The organism is Comamonas denitrificans (assembly GCF_042654745.1).
Lineage (GTDB): Bacteria > Pseudomonadota > Gammaproteobacteria > Burkholderiales > Burkholderiaceae_C > Comamonas > Comamonas denitrificans.
The window spans coordinates 39,217-59,235 of the sequence record NZ_JBHSEY010000046.1 but is presented as its reverse complement, the minus strand read 5'-3'; the positions used below and the strand labels follow the sequence as shown (position 1 = coordinate 59,235).

At 61.6% G+C, this 20,019-nt stretch carries 15 protein-coding genes and 1 tRNA gene; 2 read left to right on the top strand and 14 right to left on the bottom strand.

The features are described 5' to 3' along the window. Positions 1–67: 67 nt before the first annotated feature. The 11 genes from ACFO24_RS09355 to ACFO24_RS09305 form a co-directional block, all read right to left on the bottom strand. Positions 68–144, bottom strand: a tRNA-Met gene (locus tag ACFO24_RS09355). A gap of 131 nt (positions 145–275) precedes the next feature. Next, on the bottom strand, positions 276–2,912 hold the full coding sequence (locus ACFO24_RS09350; protein ID WP_377738102.1) for a [protein-PII] uridylyltransferase: 2,637 nt from the start codon (positions 2,910–2,912) through the stop codon (positions 276–278). Between the two features lie 18 nt (positions 2,913–2,930). After that, complete coding sequence (map, locus tag ACFO24_RS09345) at positions 2,931–3,746, bottom strand: type I methionyl aminopeptidase (protein WP_377738101.1); 816 nt, start codon at positions 3,744–3,746, stop codon at positions 2,931–2,933. A gap of 186 nt (positions 3,747–3,932) precedes the next feature. Then, positions 3,933–5,348 (bottom strand): type I glutamate--ammonia ligase, encoded by a 1,416-nt coding sequence (gene glnA / locus ACFO24_RS09340; protein WP_377738100.1) that lies wholly within the window; start codon positions 5,346–5,348, stop codon positions 3,933–3,935. Between the two features lie 96 nt (positions 5,349–5,444). Further along, positions 5,445–6,278, bottom strand: a complete 834-nt coding sequence (locus ACFO24_RS09335; RefSeq protein WP_377738098.1) for a competence/damage-inducible protein A — start codon at positions 6,276–6,278, stop codon at positions 5,445–5,447. Positions 6,279–6,450: 172 nt separating this feature from the next. Next, positions 6,451–7,245: an ABC transporter ATP-binding protein gene (locus tag ACFO24_RS09330; protein ID WP_207574702.1), complete on the bottom strand. Its 795-nt coding sequence runs from the start codon at positions 7,243–7,245 to the stop codon at positions 6,451–6,453. A 22-nt stretch (positions 7,246–7,267) separates the two neighbouring features. After that, complete coding sequence (locus ACFO24_RS09325; protein ID WP_207574703.1) at positions 7,268–8,155, bottom strand: ABC transporter permease; 888 nt, start codon at positions 8,153–8,155, stop codon at positions 7,268–7,270. A 98-nt stretch (positions 8,156–8,253) separates the two neighbouring features. After that, entirely contained in the window at positions 8,254–9,216 is a 963-nt protein-coding gene (locus ACFO24_RS09320) for an ABC transporter substrate-binding protein (RefSeq protein WP_377738096.1), read from the bottom strand. A gap of 253 nt (positions 9,217–9,469) precedes the next feature. Further along, positions 9,470–11,173, bottom strand: a complete 1,704-nt coding sequence (locus ACFO24_RS09315) for an electron transfer flavoprotein-ubiquinone oxidoreductase (protein WP_377738095.1) — start codon at positions 11,171–11,173, stop codon at positions 9,470–9,472. 134 nt (positions 11,174–11,307) lie between these two features. Continuing rightward, positions 11,308–11,910, bottom strand: coding sequence for a peroxidase-related enzyme (locus ACFO24_RS09310; RefSeq protein WP_207574741.1), 603 nt, complete (start codon positions 11,908–11,910; stop codon positions 11,308–11,310). Positions 11,911–12,036: 126 nt separating this feature from the next. Next, on the bottom strand, positions 12,037–12,582 hold the full coding sequence (locus ACFO24_RS09305) for a PAS and helix-turn-helix domain-containing protein (RefSeq protein ID WP_207574742.1): 546 nt from the start codon (positions 12,580–12,582) through the stop codon (positions 12,037–12,039). Between the two features lie 109 nt (positions 12,583–12,691). Here ACFO24_RS09305 and ACFO24_RS09300 point away from each other — a divergent pair, with 109 nt between their 5' ends. Both ACFO24_RS09300 and ACFO24_RS09295 read left to right on the top strand, forming a co-directional pair. Then, the gene (locus ACFO24_RS09300; RefSeq protein WP_207574706.1) at positions 12,692–13,399 is read left to right on the top strand and encodes a 3-oxoacid CoA-transferase subunit A; all 708 of its coding nucleotides are present in this window, start codon (positions 12,692–12,694) and stop codon (positions 13,397–13,399) included. Position 13,400: 1 nt separating this feature from the next. Then, positions 13,401–14,039, top strand: coding sequence for a 3-oxoacid CoA-transferase subunit B (locus ACFO24_RS09295; RefSeq protein ID WP_207574707.1), 639 nt, complete (start codon positions 13,401–13,403; stop codon positions 14,037–14,039). Between the two features lie 99 nt (positions 14,040–14,138). Here ACFO24_RS09295 and ACFO24_RS09290 read toward each other — a convergent pair whose 3' ends face one another. Genes ACFO24_RS09290 through ACFO24_RS09280 form a run of 3 tightly spaced genes read right to left on the bottom strand, consistent with a single transcriptional unit; the run spans position 14,139 to position 19,967 of the window. Further along, positions 14,139–15,590 (bottom strand): TolC family protein, encoded by a 1,452-nt coding sequence (locus tag ACFO24_RS09290; RefSeq protein WP_377738094.1) that lies wholly within the window; start codon positions 15,588–15,590, stop codon positions 14,139–14,141. Further along, positions 15,587–18,859 (bottom strand): efflux RND transporter permease subunit, encoded by a 3,273-nt coding sequence (locus ACFO24_RS09285; RefSeq protein WP_377738093.1) that lies wholly within the window; start codon positions 18,857–18,859, stop codon positions 15,587–15,589. The genes ACFO24_RS09290 and ACFO24_RS09285 overlap by 4 nt, the downstream gene beginning before the upstream one ends. A 1-nt stretch (position 18,860) precedes the next feature. After that, positions 18,861–19,967, bottom strand: coding sequence for an efflux RND transporter periplasmic adaptor subunit (locus ACFO24_RS09280; RefSeq protein WP_377738092.1), 1,107 nt, complete (start codon positions 19,965–19,967; stop codon positions 18,861–18,863). Positions 19,968–20,019: the final 52 nt, after the last annotated feature.

The following is a 20,019-nucleotide window of genomic DNA, read 5'->3' as shown; positions in this document are numbered from 1 at the left end:
GTCAGCAGACTGCAGTCCAACAAAATAGGGACGAAAAAAAACCAGCAGTTAGCTGGTTTTTTTGGTTTGGTTGCGAGGGAAGGATTTGAACCTCCGACCTTTGGGTTATGAGCCCAACGAGCTACCAAGCTGCTCCACCTCGCGGTAATTTGGTTTCTGTTGATTGAGCGATATTTTTGTTGGCAAATCAAGAGAAGCGCTGATTGTAGCCTATTTTTAGCTGCAAAGATGAAAGCTTTTTACTTCGCGCCTATTTTCTGCCAGCGCCCAGCAAGTTAGCGCCCGGCCATGGTGCTGTGGGCGTGGGGTTTGGTCGTTGTTTCCACCGACAAAATGTGCGTCAGCTCTTTCTCTAAATCCAATTGCCGGGTGGTGTGTTGCAGTTGGGGGCCTTCCAGCAAAAAGCTGTCCTCCACCCGTTCCCCCAGGGTCATGACTTTGGCCAGCTGCACGCTCAGACCGTGGCGGGCCAGGACGCGGGCGATGCTGTAGAGCAGGCCGGCGCGGTCGGTGGCGCTGATGTGCAACAGCCAGCGCTGGGCTTTTTCATCGGGCTCCAGGCTCACGTGGGGGGGAATCGGAAAGCTGCGGGCACGGCGCGAGGGCTGGCGGCGCACTGGCTCGGGCAAAGGGGTGGCAGCGGCCAGCGCAGGGGGCAGACGCGCCTCGATCAAAGAGGAGAGGGTGCGGGCATCCATCTCTAGCTGCGTGGGCAGCACTTGAAAGGTGTCGAGTGCATGGCCGTGCGGGCTGGTGTAGATGCGGGCGTGCAGGATGGAGAGGTTGGCTTGGTCAAAATACCCGCAAATGCGGGCAAACAAATCTTGCGTATCTGGTGCATAGACCAGCACTTGCACGCCTTCACCGGCCAAAGAGGGGCGTGCCCGCACGATGGGCTGTGGGCTGCCCACGTGCAGCATCAATTGCCGGGCGTGCCAAGCGATGTCGGCGGGCTCGTGGCGCAGGAAGTAGCCGGGCTCCAGCGTATTCCAGAGCAGCTGGGCACTTTCTGCGGGCCAGCCCCGTTGGCGCAGCAAGACCTGGGCTTGCTGCTGGCGTGCCTGGGTCAGGGCCTGGCCTTGCAGGGCTTGCCCGCCGAGCATGCGCAAGGTGGCATGGAACAGGTCCGACAGCAACTTGCCCTTCCAGGCGCTCCACACCTTGGGGCTGGTGCCGCGAATATCAGCCACGGTCAGCAGGTACAGACCGACCAGGCGCTGGGGCGTTTGCACGCAATCGGCAAAGGCGCGGACGACGGCAGGATCATTGGTGTCTTGCTTTTGCGCCACGGTGCTCATGCGCAGGTGTTCGCGCACCAGAAACTCGACCAAATCTGCATCGGCGGGGGCCATTTGGTGCTGGCGGGCAAAGCGGCGCACTTCAATTGCCCCCACGGCGCTGTGGTCGCCCCCCCGGCCTTTGCCGATGTCGTGAAACAGGGCGGCCAAGTACAGCAGCCACGGCTGGGCCCACTGGCTGGCCAGCTCTGAGCACAAGGGGTATTCGTGCGTGAACTCGGGCATGAAAAAGCGGCGCATATTGCGCAGCACCATGAGCGAGTGCTGGTCCACGGTATAGACGTGAAACAAGTCGTGCTGCATCTTGCCGACAATGCGCCGAAACGACCACAAATAGCGCCCCAGTACCGAGGTGGCATTCATCAAGCGCAGCGCCCGCAAGATGCCGCTGGGTTGCTGCAGGATGCGGATAAAGGTGGCGCGGTTGGCCGGGTCGTGGCGCCAGGTGGCATCCATGCGGTCGCGGGCGTTGTACAGCGCGCGCAGGGTGCGGGCAGAAAAATCGCGCAGCCCTGGGTGGGTTTGCAGGGTGAGAAAGCTGGGCAGTATGGCCAGCGGCTGGTGCTGGTAAAGGTCGGCATCGCGCACGTCGAGCAGGCCGTTTTTGTCGGCAAACCAGTCATTGATGGGCAAGGGGGCGGCCTGGCTGGGGTGCAGGCGCTCTTGGATATTGAGCAGCACGATTTGCTGCAGCTGCATTACCGCTTTGGCCGCCCAGTAGTAGCGGCGCATAAGCACTTCGCTGGCGCGTACCGGGTAGTTTTGGCCTTGCGGCGTGTGGTTTTTCAGGCCCAGGCTGAGCGCCACCGCCGTTTGCAAATCGAACAGCAGGCGGTCTTCGTGGCGGCCCGCCACCCCATGCAGGCGAGCGCGGATTTGGAACAGCGTGGTTTCGTTGCGTTCAAGCTGCTGCGCTTCCAGGTTGGTGAGGATGCCGTGCTGGGCCAGTTCATGCCAGTCGTGCCCGAGATTGGCCGCTTTGGCCACCCACAAAATGGTGTGCAAGTCGCGCAAGCCGCCGGGGGATTCTTTGCAGTTGGGCTCCAGTGCGTAGGGCGCATTTTCAAACTTGGTATGGCGCTGGCGCAGCTCCAGGTGTTTGGCCAGAAAAAATTCCTGGGGATGGAAAGTGCTGGGCAGTTGGGCCAGCAATTGCGCAAAGTGCTCTGTGCTGCCGCCAATGTGGCGCATTTCCAGCATCGAGGTTTGCGCGGTAATGTCCTGCTGCGCCAGGGCCAAACATTCATCGACGGTGCGCACGCTGGAGCCAATCTCCAGCCCCGTATCCCAGCAGGCGGTGACAAAAGCCTCCAGCGCTGGGCGCAAAGCGGCATTGTCCGGCGGCACCAGCAGCAGAACGTCAATGTCCGAATACGGAAAAAGCTGGCTGCGCCCATAACCGCCCACCGCCACAATGGCCACCTGCGCTGGCAAGCCCGTGGCCGCGGCCAGGGCCAGCAGTTGCTGATCGACCAATTGGGTCAGGCGCTGCAGCAGCAGGCGCACCGCAGGGCCACCTGGGGCCTGCAAAGGAGCCAGCAACTGCGCTTTGTCGGCCTGGTAGCGCTGGCGCAGCGCAGCCAGCGCGGGAGCAAGGGGGGAGGGGGCGGTCACCGGCTTGCTCCCTGGGGTTTAGGTGCGAATGCTTTTGATAAACGGCGGCGGGGTGGGCGAGCCGTCTGACCAGGTGAGGATGTCATAGCCGGTGGCGGTGACGGCCATCATCAGCTCCCACTGGGCCGAGAGGCTGCGGTCTTTGGTGACGATGGTCCAGCCGTCTTTGCCTTGCTCTTTCACATCGCGCTTGCCCAGGTTGAGCATGGGCTCGATGGTGAACACCATGCCTTCTTGCAGCTTCACGCCAGTGCCCGGTTTGCCGTAGTGCAGCACCTGGGGGTCTTCGTGGAATTTTTGTCCAATGCCGTGGCCGCAGTATTCGCGCACCACGGACAGGTGGTGGCCTTCGGCAAAGGTTTGGATGGCGTGGCCCACGTCGCCCAGGGTGGCGCCGGGCTTGACCTGTTCGATGCCTTTCCACATGGCTTCAAAGGTGAGTTGGCACAGGCGTTTGCCGGCAATGGTGGCCTCGCCAATCAAGAACATGCGGCTGTTGTCGCCAAACCAGCCGTCTTTGGTGATGACGGTCACGTCCACGTTCAGGATGTCGCCTTTTTTCAGCACCTTGTCGTTGGGGATGCCGTGGCAAACCACGTGATTGACCGAGGTACACACATGCCCTGGGTAGGGCGGGTAGCCCGGGGGCTGGTAGCCCACGGTGGCCGATTTGGTGCCCTGGCGGGCCATGCACTCGGCGCTGAGGCGGTCGATTTCAAGGGTGGTGATGCCGGGCTGGATAAAGGGGGTGATGTAGTCCAGCACTTCCGAGGCCAAACGCCCCGCTTCGCGCATGCGTTCGATGTCGTCGGCGGTTTTGTAAGTGATATTCATGGCGGCGAATTATCCCACCACCTTTCGCGGCAGCAGGGCGCACGCAAAAAAGCCCAGCCACCGACTGCGGCGCTGGGCGTTGATGCTGGGCTTTGATAAAAAGAGCTGGTTGCGCTTTTAAATAAAGTGATTTAAGTTGTTTAGTGCAATAAATTGAATAAATTCAAGCGCAAGCAGCTACTTTTTTTAGAGCGAATAGTACATGTCGTACTCGATGGGGTGTACGGCCTGGCGAAAGCGCGTGACCTCGTCCATCTTCAGGGCGATATAGGCATCGAGCATGTCGTTGGAGAACACGCCGCCCTTGGTCAAAAAGGCGCGGTCTTGGTCCAGCGCTTCCAGGGCCTGGTCCAGGCTGTGGCAGACGGTGGGCACCAGGCGGTCTTCCTCGGGCGGCAGGTGGTACAGGTCTTTGGTGGCGGCTTCGCCGGGGTGGATTTTGTTTTCCACACCATCCAGACCGGCCATCAGCAGGGCCGAAAAACCCAGGTAGGGGTTCATCAGCGGATCGGGGAAGCGGGCTTCTACGCGCCGGCCCTTGGGGTTGCTGGTGTAGGGGATGCGGATGGAGGCCGAGCGGTTTTTCGCCGAGTAGGCCAGTTTGACCGGCGCTTCATAGCCGGGCACCAAGCGTTTGTAGCTGTTGGTGCCGGGGTTGGTGATGGCGTTGAGCGCGCGGGCGTGTTTGATGATGCCGCCGATGTAGTACAGCGCAAAGTCCGACAGGCCGGCGTAGCCGTCGCCAGCAAACAGGTTTTTGCCGTCTTTCCAGACCGACTGGTGCACGTGCATGCCCGAGCCGTTGTCGCCCGCGTAGGGCTTGGGCATGAAGGTGGCGGTTTTGCCGTAGTTGTTGGCCACGTTCCAGATCACGTACTTTTGCACCTGCGTCCAGTCGGCGCGTTGCACCAGGGTGGAAAAGCGCGTGCCCAGTTCGTTTTGGCCGGCACCGCCCACCTCGCGGTGCAGCACTTCGACGGGGATGCCCAGGGATTCGAGCAGCAAGGCCATTTCGGCGCGGATGTTTTGCGTGCTGTCGATGGGCGGCACGGGAAAGTAACCGCCCTTGGTGCGCGGGCGGTGGCCCTTGTTGTTGCCATCGAGCTGGGCACCGCTGTTCCAGGGGGCTTCGTACTCTTCGATGGTGTAGAAGGTGTTGCCCGGCTGGTTGTCCCAGCGCACGTTGTCAAACAAAAAGAATTCTGGCTCGGGCCCAAAAAAGGCGGTGTCGCCCAGGCCCGAGGCTTTCAAATACGCTTCGGCGCGTTTAGCGATGCTGCGCGGGTCGCGGTCGTAGGCCTTGCCGTCGCCCGGCTCGACCACGTCGCACTGCAAAAACAGCGTGGTTTCTTCAAAGAAGGGGTCGATGTTGGCGGTGGCGGGGTCGGGCATGAGCTGCATGTCCGAGGCTTCAATGCCCTTCCAGCCGGGCATGGAGGAACCATCAAAGGCGTGCCCTTCGCTGAATTTGTCTTCATCAAAATGCGATACGGGCACCGTGACGTGCTGCTCTTTGCCCCGGGTATCGGTAAAACGCAGATCGACGAATTTCACTTCGTAGTCTTCGACCATTTGCATCACATCAGCGATGGTTTTGCTCATCAATTGCTCCGGCTTGTGCCTGGTTAAGTAGTAAGGGGGAAATAAGGGGGAATGCGTTTAAAAAAGCGCTGGGTGGCGGGCCAAGGGGCCCGATCATTAAATCTGGCGCTGCAATTCGGGGCCAAATTGTGCCCCAAGGCGGTGTAAACCCTCGGTTAATTGCTGCCAAGCCGGGGCAATGGCCGCGGTTTTTCCTTTCACGCCCAGCTCAATGTGCAGGCCGTATTCGGGGTGGTCCACGCTGGGCAGGCTAAACACTTTGATGCCGGGGTGGGCCATCTCAACGGCTTGCATCAGCGGGGTCAGGGCCGACTCCTGGGCTTTGAACAAAATGACCGAGCGCTCGGTGTAGGCCTGCTGCTGGTGCAAATCACGGTGGTGGGCATCCAGCGCCCACGCCACCATGGGCCAGGCCATCACCGGGAAACCCGGCACGCAATGCAGCCAGGCCCCACGCGCACCCCGGTAGCTAAAGCCAGGGATGCGGTTAAACGGGTTGGGAATAATCTGCGCCCCGGCGGGCAACACGCCCATTTGCAGGCGCTGCACGTTGTCCGGGCGCTGGGGCGCAAATGCTTCGCCTTTTTCAGCTGCCATCTCTTGCATGCGCTGGGTGATCAAGGCCTGGGCCTGGGGGTGCGGTTGCAGTGCCACGCCCAACGCGGCCGCCGTGCATTGCCGGGTGTGATCGTCCGGCGTGGCACCAATGCCGCCAAAGCTAAAGACGATGTCGTTGCCAGCGACTGCGCGGCGCAGCACCTCGGTTAAACGGGTGCGCTCATCGCCCACATACTCGGCCCAGGACAGGGTGCAGCCCCGGGCGGCGAGCAATTCGATCAGCTTGGGCAGGTGCTTGTCTTGGCGTTTGCCAGAGAGAATTTCGTCACCAATGATGATGGCGCCAAATTGGGGGGCGGGGGAGTGGCTCATTCGGGCGATTTTATCGTTCACAAACACGCTTTCTGCCGACGGTGTGCGCAATGAAAGCCAGGGGGTTTAATTTTAAAAAGAGCTGTTTGCGCTGGATAAATCTCAAATTCAATGACTTAAAAGCCTGAATTGTCGATGAAATAAGCGCTAACAGCTCTTGTTTTTAATGCGCTTAGCTGAGCAGCAACGCATCGTCCGAGAGTTTTTCGCCGCGCACTTTCTCGAACATTTGCAGCAGGTCGGGCACATCCATGCGGCTGCGCTCTTCGCCGCTCACGTCCAGCACCACCTGGCCTTGGTGCAGCATGATGGTGCGGCTGCCCACGTCCAGCGCCTGGCGCATGCTGTGGGTGACCATCATGGTGGTGAGCTTGGATTCTTCCACGATGCGGCAGGTCAGCTGCAGCACAAAATCGGCCGTGCGCGGGTCGAGCGCGGCGGTGTGTTCGTCCAGCAGCAGGATGCGCGAGGGCTGCAGCGCCGCCATCAGCAGGCTGATGGCCTGGCGTTGCCCGCCCGAGAGCAGGCCGATGCGGTCGGTCAGCCGGTTTTCCAGCCCCAGGCCCAGCATGGCCAGCCGATCGCGAAACAGCGCGCGCATTTCGGTCTTGACGGCGCGGGTCAGCTTGCGAAAGCTGCCCCGGCACTGCGCCAGGGCCATGTTTTCTTCGATGGTCAGGTCTTCGCAGGTGCCAGCCATGGGGTCTTGAAAGACGCGGGCCACGCGCTCAGAGCGGGCCCAGACGGGCATTTTGGTCACATCCAGGCCGTCGATTTTGATGGTGCCGCTATCGACACTTTGGTCGCCTGAGACCGAGTTCAAAAACGTCGATTTGCCAGCCCCGTTGGAGCCGATCACGGTGACGAACTGCCCCGTGGGAATCTCCAGCGACAGGCCGCGCAAGGCTTTGGTCTCGATCGGGGTGCCAGGGTTGAAGGTCAAGCGCAGGTCTTGTGCACTCAGCATAAAACTTCCTTTGTTGTGCGCGTTACGAGACGCGGGCGTTGAGTTTGCGCTTGAGCTGGGGTAGCACCAGCGCCAGCGTGACCAGCACGGCGGTGATCAGGTTCAGGTCTTGCGCCTTCAGGCCAATAAAGTCGCTGTTAAGCGCTGCAGCGATAAAGAAGCGGTACACGATGGCCCCCAGCACCACCGCCAGCGTGGCCCAAATAATGCGCCGCGACGGCAGGATGGACTCGCCCACGATCACGGCAGCCAGACCGATCACGATGGTGCCGATGCCCATCGAAATATCGGCCCCGCCCTGGGTTTGCACGAACAAGGCACCGGCCAGCCCCACCAGCGCGTTGGAGATGGCCATGCCCAGCAGCACCATCGCCCCGGTGTTGATGCCCTGGGCACGGGCCATGCGGGCGTTGGAGCCGGTGGCGCGAATGGCCAGGCCGCGCTCGGTGGCGAAAAACCAGTCCAGCAACAGTTTGGCCAGCACCACAATCACCAGCAGCACCAGGGGGCGCAGTACGTAATCGGCCATGCTGTCGGGCTGCAGTTGGGTGAACAGGGTGGGTTCGGCAATCAGGGGCACGTTGGGGCCGTTCATGACGCGCAGATTGATGGAGTACAGCGCCGTCATCATCAGGATCGAGGCCAGCAGATCCATGATTTTGAGCTTGACGTTGAGCCAGCCCGTTACCAGCCCGGCGGCAGCCCCGGCCAGGGTGGCCCCCAAGGTGGCGATCCATGGGTTAAAACCGGCAACGATCATGACAGCGCAGACGGCCCCCCCCAGGGGGAAGCTGCCATCGACGGTTAAGTCGGGAAAGCGCAGCAAGCGAAAAGAGATGTAAACGCCCAGCGCGACCAAGGCAAAAATCAAGCCGATCTCAATAGCACCAAGCAGGGAAAACAAAGACATGGGAGAGCCACCATCGAAAGGGTGAGGAGGGGAGTGGAAAAGAACGAAAAAAGGCAGGGGCCGCTACTGGCACCTGCCTGTTGTCTGCACCGCAGCGCTTACTGCACGACTTGGGCGGCTTTGTCCACCAGTGCCTGGGGCAATTTCACGCCTTGCTTCTCTGCCGCGCCGGGATTGACGAACAGCTCCAGCTTGTCACTGGTTTCGGGCTTGATGTCGCCGGGCTTCTCGCCCTTCAGAATGCGCACCACCATGCGGCCAGTTTGCTCGCCCAAATCGCGGTAGTTGATGCCCAGGGCGGCAATCGCGCCGCGCTTGACCGAATCGGTGTCCGAGGCGATCAGGGGAATCTTCGCTTCCTGGCCCACCTTGACCAGCGATTCGTAGGCGGACACCACGTTGTTGTCCGTATTCGTATAAATCACGTCCACCTTGCCTACCAGGCTGCGGGCGGCGCTGCCCACGTCCACGGTGCGCGGCGCAGCGGCTTCAACCAGGGTCAGGCCCGCTTCAGGCAACAGCTTTTGCAGTTGTTTGACGACCACGACCGAGTTCGCTTCGCCGGGGTTGTACACCATGCCTACGCGCTTGGCGGTTGGCACCACTTCCTTGATCAATGCAATTTGTTTTTCCAGTACCAGCAAGTCCGATACACCGGTCACGTTGATTTTGGAAGCCTCCCAGCCCGGCACCAGTTTCGCGGCCACCGGATCGGTTACCGCGGAGAACACCACCGGCACGTTTTTCGTTGCGGCCACAGCGGCCTGGGCCGAAGGGGTGGCGATGGCAACAATCGCATCGGGCTTGTCACCGATGAACTTGCGGGCAATTTGTGCAGCGGTGCCGGTGTTGCCCTGGGCGCTTTGGTACTGCCACTTGAGGTTTTTGCCTGCTTCGTAGCCAGCATCCTTCAGGGCGGCCTGCACGCCGTCGCGCACGGCATCCAGGGCGGGGTGCTCCACGATGGCGGTGACGGCCACGGATTTTTCTTCGGCAGCGTGCGCTGCGCTCAGGCTCAACAGGGACAGGGCGACAGCAGATGCCAGGGCTTTGAGTTGCATAAAGTGGTCTCCAGCGAAGCAGTAGAAAAATAAAAAGTTACCGGGGGTAAATTTGAGGTGGGGCAAGTCTAAGTCAGCCAATGTGGCCAAAAAGCTTGAAATCCCAGGGTTTGCACGAGGGCAAAAGGCGCATTGCACGTCGCCTGCTTTAAAACAAGCGAACGTGCTTTTTTATTTAGAAAAAGTGCGTTTTCATGAAAAATAGCCTATTAAATAGACTATTTTTTGCAGGAAACATGAATTTTGCGCAGGTTTACATGCCTGCGTAGGTTGGCCCGCCGCCGCCTTCGGGCGTGACCCAGGTGATGTTTTGCGTCGGGTCTTTGATGTCGCAGGTCTTGCAGTGCACGCAGTTTTGCGCGTTGATCTGCAGGCGCTTGGCACCTTGGCGGGCCTCATCGTCCACAAACTCGTACACCCCGGCCGGGCAGTAGCGGCTTTCGGGACCAGCGTACTTGGCCAGATTGACGTTCACCGGCACGCTGGCATCTTTCAAGGTCAGGTGCGCTGGCTGGTCTTCGCTGTGGTTGGTGCTGCTGATAAAGACGCTGGAGAGGCGGTCAAACGTCAGCTTGCCATCGGGCTTGGGGTACTCAATGGGCTTGCACTCGGCGGCAGGTTTCAAGTACAGGTGATCGGGCTTGTCGCGGTGCAGCGTCCAGGGGATGTTGCCCTTGAGCAGAAATTGCTCCAGGCCGTTCATCAGCGTGGCAGTGGACAGGCCTTTTTTGAACCAGGCTTTGAAGTTGCGTGCCTTGTACAGTTCATCGTACAGCCAGCTGTTTTCAAACGCGGTTTCGTAAGCGGTGAGGGTGTCGCCCTGGCGGCCGGCCACAATCGCTTCGTAGGCGGCTTCGGCGGCCATCATGCCGGTCTTGATGGCGGCGTGGCTGCCCTTGATGCGGCTGACGTTGAGGAACCCGGCCTCGCAACCGACCAAGGCCCCACCGGGGAAGACAAACTTGGGCAGGCTCAGAATACCGCCCGCCGTAATTGCCCGGGCCCCGTAGGACAGGCGCTTGGCCGGCTTGATGCCTTTGGACTCATCGCCCTCAAGGTACCAGCGGATGTTTTGGTGGGTTTTCCAGCGCTGCATCTCTTCAAAGGGCGAGATGTACGGGTTGGCGTAATCCAGCCCGGTGATAAAGCCCAGGGTGACCAGGTTGTCCTCCAGGTGGTACAGGAACCCGCCGCCGTAGGTGTCGGACTGCAGCGGCCAGCCCGCGGTGTGTACCACGGTGCCCGGCTTGTGGCGGGCCGGGTCAATCTCCCACAGCTCCTTGATGCCGATGCCGTAGGCCTGCGGGTCTTTGCCAGCATCGAGCTTGAAGTGGGCAATCAACTGCTTGCCCAGGTGGCCACGGGCCCCTTCGGCAAAGATGGTGTACTTGCCGTGCAGCTCCATGCCCAGCTGAAATTCAGCCGTGGGCTCGCCATCCTTGCCAATGCCCATGTTGCCGGTGGCCACGCCTTTGATGCTGCCGTTGTCGTTGAACAGCACTTCGGCAGCGGCAAAGCCGGGGAAAATTTCTACGCCCAGCGCTTCGGCCTGCTCGGCCAGCCACTTGGTGACAAAGCCCAGGCGCACGATGTAATTGCCCTCGTTGTGAAAGCACTGGGGCAGCAGCCAGTTGGGGGTGCGCAGCGAGGAGTTCTCACTCAGGAAAACCATGGCATCTTGGGTGACGGGCTGGTTCAGGGGCGCGCCCTTGGCCTTCCAGTCGGGGATCAGCTCGCTCAGGGCCTGCGGGTCCATGATGGCGCCAGAGAGGGTATGGGCGCCCGCATCAGCACCTTTTTCCAGCACGACGACCGAGACATCCTGGCCTTTTTCTGCCGCCAGTTGTTTGAGGCGTATGGCTGTCGATAGGCCAGCGGGCCCGCCGCCGACGATGACGATGTCGTACTCCATGGCTTCGCGGGGGCCGTACTGGGCCAGGATTTCTTCGTGGGTCATAGGGATGTCTCTTGAAGTTGGAAAAATAGAACGATCGTTCTATTGTATTGCCGAAAATTGCCGCGCATTCTATGCCCTTGGGTCGCGCTCAAGTCTTTGGGTGCTTTCCTAGTGGCATGGCTTAGAACGTGTTCTTAGCGCGTTTTCTCGCGGGGAATGCGGCCCATCAGGTAGAACTCGGGGTTGGGTTGCATGCCGGTGGCACTGACCAAGCGGTTGGACAGGCCAAAAAAGGCGGTAATGGCCGCAATGTCCCAAATATCTTCGTCGTCAAACCCATGGGCGTGCAGGGTGGCGAAATCCGCATCGTTGATTTCGTAGCTGCGTTGATTGACCTTCATGGCAAAGTCGAGCATGGCTTTTTGGCGCGGGGTGATGTCGGCCGTGCGGTAATTGACGGCCAATTGGTCGGCAATCAGGGGGTTTTTTTCGTAAATCCGCAAGACCGCCCCGTGGGCGACCACGCAGTACAAGCATTGATTGACGCTGCTGGTGGCGGTGACGATCATTTCGCGCTCGCCTTTGGTCAAATTACCTTCTTCTTTGGCCATGAGGGCATCGTGGTAGGCAAAAAATGCCCGCCATTCCGCCGGGCGGCGGGCCAGGCCGAGGAAAACATTGGGAATGAAACCGGCTTTTTCCTGTATTTCCAAAATACGCGTGCGGATGTCTTCCGGCAAATTTTCCAGGGCCGGAAAAGGGTAGCGGGCGGGGCCGAGCGAAGCAGGTGTGGTCATGGCGGTTGAATTGACGTTTACGGAAACGTCAAGCATAAGAGTAAATATTCTTACCCGTTACTGACAATTTATTCGGATAAACCCTTGTTCCTTGGTGCGCGGCCGCAGCGTCGTTGGCTTGTGGATTTAACTTGCCCCCACCAATTTGTGCACCAAATCGGCGGTGGTGTTGGCCCCGTACTTGCGCATCAAACGGGCACGGTAAATTTCTACGGTGCGGTGGCTGATGCCCAGCACGCGGCCAATTTCCTTGGAGGTCATGCCGTCGAGCAGGCGGGCGGCCACTTCGCGTTCGCGGCTGGTGAGGTCGGCCTTGACGGGGCGCTGTTGGCTTAAATCCTCAAAACTCCAGATGCCGCTGGCATGGGGGTTGCAGCGATCGAGCGCGCGACCGGTGACATGGCACCAAAAAGTCTCGCCATTGGCGCGTTTCATGATGCGGTTGTCGCTGTAGAAACCTTTGGCATTGAGAATTGGGGCCATGCGCTGGCCTTGGCGCTCGTACTCTTCCAAGCTGGGGTAGAGCAGTGAAAAGGACTGGCCAATCAGCAATTCTGGGGATGCGCAAAACATTTCACACAGGCGCTGATTGCAATTGATCATGCGCCGATCACGCGATATCACCAAGCCCACTGGGGCCATTTCAAAGGCCAGGCGGTAATCCAAATTCAAAGAGGTCATAAATAGTGCCTTTGCAGGTGCTAGGGTAGTTCGCTAGGAAATACTACGTAGCTTGTTACGTAGTATCGTACGCGACATTCGTTTAAACAAAGGAGGCAATGTGAAAAAACTCTATCCAAGCGCCGCCGCTGCGCTGCAAGGGGTGGTTGCCGATGGCCAGTTGTTGGCCGTTGGTGGTTTTGGCTTGTGCGGGATTCCCGAAGCGCTGATTGATGCCCTGCGCGACAGCGGGGTGAAAAACCTCACCGTGGTGTCCAACAACGCCGGTGTTGATGGTTTTGGCCTGGGCAAGCTGCTGGAGACGCGCCAGATCAAGAAGATGGTCAGCTCGTATGTGGGGGAAAACAAAGAGTTTGAGCGCCAGTTTCTGGCCGGCGAACTGGAGTTGGAATTTACCCCCCAAGGAACGCTGGCAGAAAAATTAAGAGCAGGTGGCGCAGGCATTCCGGCATTTTTCACCAAAACTGGCGTAGGAACCTTGGTGGCTGAGGGCAAAGAGCTACGAGAATTTGATGGCGAAACCTATGTGATGGAGCGCTCCATCGTCACCGATGTGTCGCTGGTCAAGGCCTACCGTGCCGACAAAAGCGGCAACCTGCAATTTCGCCTGACGGCGCGCAACTTCAACCCCGCTGCGGCCACCGCTGGCAAGGTGTGCATTGTGGAAGTGGAAGAAGTTGTGGAAGTGGGCGAAATTGCGCCGGACGATATTCACCTGCCGGGCATTTATGTACACCGCATCGTGCACAACCCCAACCCGGAAAAGCGCATCGAAAAACGCACCCTGACCGAGAAAAAAGGAGACTGATATGCCTTGGACGCAAGACCAAATGGCCGCGCGTGCGGCGCAGGAACTGGAAGACGGTTTTTACGTGAACTTAGGCATCGGCATTCCGACCCTGGTGGCCAACCACACGGGCGATAAAGAGGTGTGGCTGCAATCGGAAAACGGCATGCTGGGCATTGGCCCTTTTCCCACCGAAGAGCAGGTTGATGCCGACCTGATCAACGCGGGCAAGCAGACCGTGACCACCTTGCCGGGTTCGGCGATTTTTGGCTCTGACCAGTCGTTTGCCATGATTCGCGGCGGCAAGATCAACCTGTCCATTCTGGGGGCCATGCAGGTCACCGCCAGCGGTGACCTGGCCAACTGGATGATTCCGGGCAAGATGGTCAAGGGCATGGGCGGCGCGATGGATTTGGTGGCCGGTGTCAAGCGCGTGATCGTGCTGATGGAGCATGTGGCCCGCAAAAAAGACGGCACCACGGATTTGAAAATCCTGCCCGAATGCACCTTGCCCCTGACCGGCAAAGGCGTGGTCGATCGCATCATTACCGATCTGGGGGTGATGGATGTGACCCCTGAAGGCTTGAAGCTGGTCGAGCTGGCCCCGGATGTAACGTTTGAAGAGATTCAGTCCAAAACAGGGGTGCCGCTGATTCGCTAAGCGACTCGCTTAAAAGATAGCGCTTAACGCCCGTTATACGGGCGTTTTTTTATTTTTATCCTTTATTTCCTTGTGCATCCAGCGCAAGCAGCTATGCATTTATGGCTTTGGTGCTTGTGCAAACGCCTGGTTGGCTTGCTGCAGCGCGGCCTCATCCAGCGTGCCGGCCAGTTGGGCCAGTTGCAATTGCGCCAGCAGCAGGCGGCTGCGGGCCTGGGCCAGGGCCAAGGTGGTGGCGGCGTGGTCGTTGTCGGCGTGCAGCACATCCAGCACGGTGCGCTCGCCGGTGGCTTGGCCAATGCGGGTGGCTTCTTGGCGGGCGGCGCTGGCCTGCAGGGCCGCTTCCAGGGCGCGCACTTGCTGCACACCGGTTTGCTCGCCCAGCCAGGCGGCGTGAACTTGCTGGGCCACCAGGGTTTGCGTGGCGGCCAGTTGCGCCTGGGCGGCTTGGGCCTGGGCCTGGGTTTCGTCGGCCTTGGCCGAGCGGTAGCCGCCGGTGTACAGCGGCACGGTCAGCTGCACGCCGACCAGGGCCTGGGTGTCTTTGTTGCGGGCGTGGCGGCCAAAGTCGCCCCGGCCCGACAGGCGCTGCTGCTGCGCCTGGGCGACCAGGTCGAGCTTAGGCGCGGCGCTGGCACGGTGCTTGCTGGCTTCGGCTTGGGCGGCCTCCACGGCGCGTTGCTGCAGGCGGATGCTGAAGTTGTGCGCAGCCGCATGCTCTTGCCACCACGCCAGCGCTTGGCCCAGGGGGGCGATGGTAACGGGCAGGTGCGGGGCCAGGTCGGCCGCTGGCAGGCCGGTGGTGTCGTGCAGCTGGCGGCGCTGCACGTCCAGCGTGGTTTGCGCGGCCAGGTGCTGCGCTTGCAGCTGGGCCTGCTGGGCGCGGGCTTCGTGGACGGCGGTGATGGGGGCGGCCCCCAGGTCAAAGCGCTCTTGTGCTTCGGCCAGAGTGCGGTTGATGGCGGCCAGTTGCTGCTCCAGCACGCGCAGGGCTTCGTGCGCCACGGCCAGGTCCAGGTACTGCTGGGCGGTGCGCAGCATGGCCGCCTGCCGGGCCGCTTGCCATTGCAGGTCACCGATGTCGGCGCTGGCGTTCAGTTGCTGCTGCTGGGCGCGGCGTTCGGGGTTGTACAGGGGCTGGCTGGCCTGCAGCGCAATCTGGGTGGCGTTGCCGTGGGTGACCGAGGTGCCAAAGTCCACCCCATTGTTGGTGCCCATGCCGGGCGCGGAAAATTGCGCCCCTTGCATCTGCGTTTCGCCATAGCCGCGCCCGGCGCTGGCGCTCAGCCCCAGGCTGGGCCGCCACAGCGCCTTGGCCTGCTGGCGCAGGGGCTGGGCGCTGCCGTGGGCGGCCTGGGCGGCCAGCCATTGGGGGTCGTGGGTTTGTGCGGCCTGCCAGGCGTGCAGCAAATCGGTGGCTTGGGCTGGCAGGGCGGTCAGCAGGGCGCAGGCGGCAGCGGTCAGAGCAACAGCCAGTGGGTGAGGTTTTATAAGAAATCGGTGTTTAGTCCTTGCGGGTAAAGCGCTTGCAGCTATGGTTAGCGTAGTCATTCAACGGCTCCTTGCGAGGGGGCAGCTGGCGAAGCTGCCGGGCCGCGCACCACGTCCAGGCGGTGGCGGTAGGCGATGTAGTACAGCAGGGGGATGACGACCAGCGTCAGCACGGTGGAGACGGCGATGCCAAAAATCAGCGAGATCGCCAAGCCGTTGAAGATCGGGTCGTCCAGGATGAAAAACGCCCCCAGCATGGCCGCCAGCCCGGTCAGCACAATGGGCTGGGCGCGGGTGATGGCCGATTGCACGATGGCCTGCTTAAAGTCTTGCCCGGCTTGTACCTGCAGGCGGATGAAGTCCACCAGCAAGATGGAGTTGCGCACGATGATGCCGGCCAGCGCAATCATGCCGATCATGCTGGTGGCGGTGTATTGCGCCCCCAGGATGGCGTGGCCGGGCATGACACCGATGATGGTCAGCGGAATGGGGGCCATGATGATCAGCGGCGTGAGGTACGAGGCAAAGTGCGCCACCACCAGCAGGTAGATCAGCAGCAGCCCCACGGCGTAGGCGGCGCCCATGTCGCGGAAGGTCTCGTAGGTGATTTGCCACTCGCCATCCCATTTGATGGCGTAGCCCCGGTACGGGTCGCTGGGCTGGCGGATGAAGTATTCCTCTAGCCCCGCACCATCGGGCGCAACGATGGTGGCAATCGCACTGCGGGCGGCAAACATGCCGTACAGCGGGCTATCGACCTTGCCGGCCATGTCGGCCACCACCAGGTTCATGGGCAGCAAATCCTTGTGGTAGATGGGCTGCTCGCGCAGGGTGTCGGTCACGGTGACCAGTTCGCCAATGGCCACCGTGCGGCCGTCGGCGGTGCGCACCGGCAGTTGCAGCAGGGCGTGCAGATCGCCGTGGCGCTCTGGCGGCAGTTGCAGCAGCACGGGGGTGGGGTATTTGCTGTGGGCATCGCGCAGCCAGGTGGCGGCTTCACCCATCAAACCGGCGTGCAGGGCGCTGACGATGGCTGCTTGCGGCACCCCCATTTGCATGGCTTTGGCGCGATCAACCAGCACCAGCTGGCGCGGCGCGTTGGCAATGGCCGAATCGTCCAGATCGACAATGCCGGTGGTTTGCGCGAGCGCCTGGCGCACGGCCTGGGCCACCTGGCGGCGGCCTTCGGCCTCAGGGCCGTAGATTTCGGCCACGATGGGCGAGAGCACGGGCGGGCCGGGCGGCACTTCCACCACCTTCACATTGGCACCAAACCGTGCGCCGATGGCTTGCAGCGCCGGGCGCTCGCGCATGGCGATGGCGTGGCTTTGGTCGTGGCGCTCGTGCTTGTCTTTCAGGTTTACCTGGATGTCGCCCACCTCGCCGCCGCTGCGCAGGTCGTATTGGCGCACCAGGCCGTTGAAGTTGATCGGCCCGGCGGTGCCCGCGTAGGCTTGGTAGTTGATCACCTCCGGCACGGTGGCCAGGTGGGCGGCCAGCTCGTGCAGCACGGCGGCGGTGGCCTCGGGCGGGGTGCCGGCGGGCATATCGACGATGACTTGAAATTCGGATTTGTTATCAAACGGCAGCATCTTCAGCTGCACCCAGCCCAGCACCGGCAACAGCATTGACAGCGCGATCAGGCCCACCACCGCCAGCCCCAGCAGGCTGCGGTTGCGCCGCCCCGTGTGTTCATCCAGCAGTGGGGTAAAGATGCGCTCAAACAGCGGCGTGAGTTTGGCTGAAATACCGCTTGGCGCGTTGCTGGATGTGTGGTTGGCGCTATTGTTTTTCATCCACAGCCGCGCCAGCCAGGGCGTGACGGTAAACGCCACGGCCAGCGAAATCACCATGCCCATGCTGGCGTTGATGGGGATAGGAGCCATGTACGGCCCCATCAGCCCGCTGACAAAGGCCATGGGCAGCAGCGCAGCAATCACGGTGAAGGTGGCCAAAATGGTGGGCCCGCCCACCTCATCGACCGCGCCGGGGATGAGCTGCAGCAGGGTTTTGTCCGGGTGCAGGGCTTGGTGGCGGTGGATGTTTTCGACCACCACAATCGCGTCATCGACCAGGATGCCAATCGAAAAAATCAGCGCAAACAGCGACACGCGGTTCAGCGTAAAGCCCCAGGCCCACGAGGCAAACAAGGTGGCCGCCAGCGTCAGCCCCACGGCCACGCCAACGATCAGCGCCTCGCGCCGGCCCAGGGCAAAAAACACCAGGGCGACCACGCTGGCGGTGGCAAACAGCAGTTTCTGAATCAGCTTTTGCGCCTTGTCGTTGGCCGTGGCACCGTAGTCGCGCGTTTCGGCCACTTGCACCTCAGCGGGGATGACGGTGTTGCGCAGCTCATCTACGCGCTGCATCACGGCCTGGGCCACGTCGATGGCGTTGGCCCCGGCTTTTTTCGTTACTGCCAGGGTGACGGCAGGATATTCAGTGGCTTGGCCAGCGCTCACCTGTCCATGCCAGACATAGCGCTGCGCAGGCCGGGGGCCATCGGTCACAGTGGCGATGTCTTTCAGAAAGACGGGCTTGCCCTGGCGGGTGCCGACCATGATGTCGGCCACCTCTTGGGCGCTGGCCAGCAGCGGCCCGGCCTCGAGCGTGACGGATTGGTTGCCGCCCAGCAACTCACCCAGCGGCAGGCCTTGGTTGGCCGATTGCAAAGCGCCGCGCACCTCGTCCACCGTGATGGCGCTACTGGCCATGCGGGCCGCATCCAGTTGTACCAGCACGGCGCGGCCAGGGCCGCCGATGGTGGTCACGGTGCGGGCACCGGGCACGCGCATCAGCTCGGCCTCGATGCTGTGGGCTACGCGCTCCAGGGCAAAGGGGCCGCTGTCTGGGTCATCGCTGAACAGGGTGAGGGTGACCACCGGGACATCGTCAATGCCCTTGGGGCGGATGATGGGCTCTTGCGCCCCCAGGCCGCGCGGCAGCCAGTCGGCGTTGCTGCGCAGGGTGTCGTGCAGGCGCACCAGCGCCTCGGTGCGCGGCACGCCCACCGCAAATTGCACCGTCAGCACCGCCATGCCGGGGCGCGAGACGCTCATCACATGCTCTACGCCCAGCATTTGCGCCAGCACCTGCTCGGCGGGCGTGGCAATCATTTGCTCGACATCGCGCACCGCCGCGCCGGGGAAGGGCACGATGACGTTGGCCATGGTCACGTCGATCTGCGGCTCTTCTTCGCGTGGGGTGACCAGCACGGCAAACAGGCCCAGCAGCAGCGCCAACAGGGCCAGTAACGGGGTGATTTGGGCACTTTGGAAAGCGGCGGCAATGCGCCCGGAAAGGCCCATGGTGGCAGGTGTTGGCTTCATATCAGCGCCCCTTTGCGGCTTTTTGTGGCTCCAAGGCCACCTGGTCACCGGGGCGCAGACCGCTTAATACCTCGATCTGGTCGCCTTGCATGGGCCCCAGGCGCACCTGGCGCAGCTGTGGCTGGCCGTTGGCCGCTTGCACATACACCCCGGTCATCTCGGCGCGGCGCACCACGGCCTGGGCCGGAATCCATACGGGCAGGCGTGCCGCAGCGCCGTCTGCAGACGCGCTGGGGGCCGTGGCAGGCACCCACAGGCGGGCAAACAGGCCGGGTACAAGCTTGGCGACATCGGTCGGCAAGGCCACCCGCACCGTTACCGTGTGGGTCAGCGGATCGGCGCTGGGCAGCACCTGCACTTGCGTGGCCGCAAGGCGCAAGCGCTGTGCGGTGCTGGGCAACTCAATCTGCACTTCGTCGGCCTGGCGCAGGGCCTGGGCGGGGGCGTTGGCAAGCTGGGCCGTAATGCGCAAGGCGCTGGGGTCGTACAGCGCGATCAAGGGCGTGCCGGGCATGGCCATATCGCCCACGGTGACTGGCACGCGGGCCACGATGCCGTCAAACGGGGCCGTGATGGTGTGCAAGCCCGATTGCGTGGCCGCCACACCGGCCTGGGCCTGCAATGCTTTGACTTGCGCTTGGGCGGCTTGCCATTGGGCCTGGGCGCTGTCCAGGGCGGCCTGGCTGATGTAGTGTTTGGCAAATAGCTGCTGCTGGCGCTCGTACTCTTTGCGGGCCACGTGCAGTTGGGCCTGGGCGGCGCTGACTTGGGCCTGGCTGGCCACAGCGCCTTGCTGGGCCATGCGGCCATCAATTTTGAGCAGGGGTTGGCCTTTTTTCACCGCATCCCCCGCCTGCACCTGCACCGCCACAATGGCCCCAGGCACCTGGGCCGAGAGCAGGGCATCGCGCACCGCCTCGACCTGGGCCTCGTGGCTGTGCCAGCCCGCTTGCGTGGCCGCCGCCACGGTGTGGTAGGCCAAAGCGCTTGCCGCTGGACGGGGTTGTTGCGCCCACGCTGTGCCGCCCAGGCTGCCAGCCGCAGCCAAGGCGATCGCACTCAGAGCGCACAACCGGCGCAGTTGGAAAGGAGCAGAGACGGTGGTCATAGCAATTCCTTTATTACTTATTTAAGCAATCAATTAAATAAGCAACAATGTA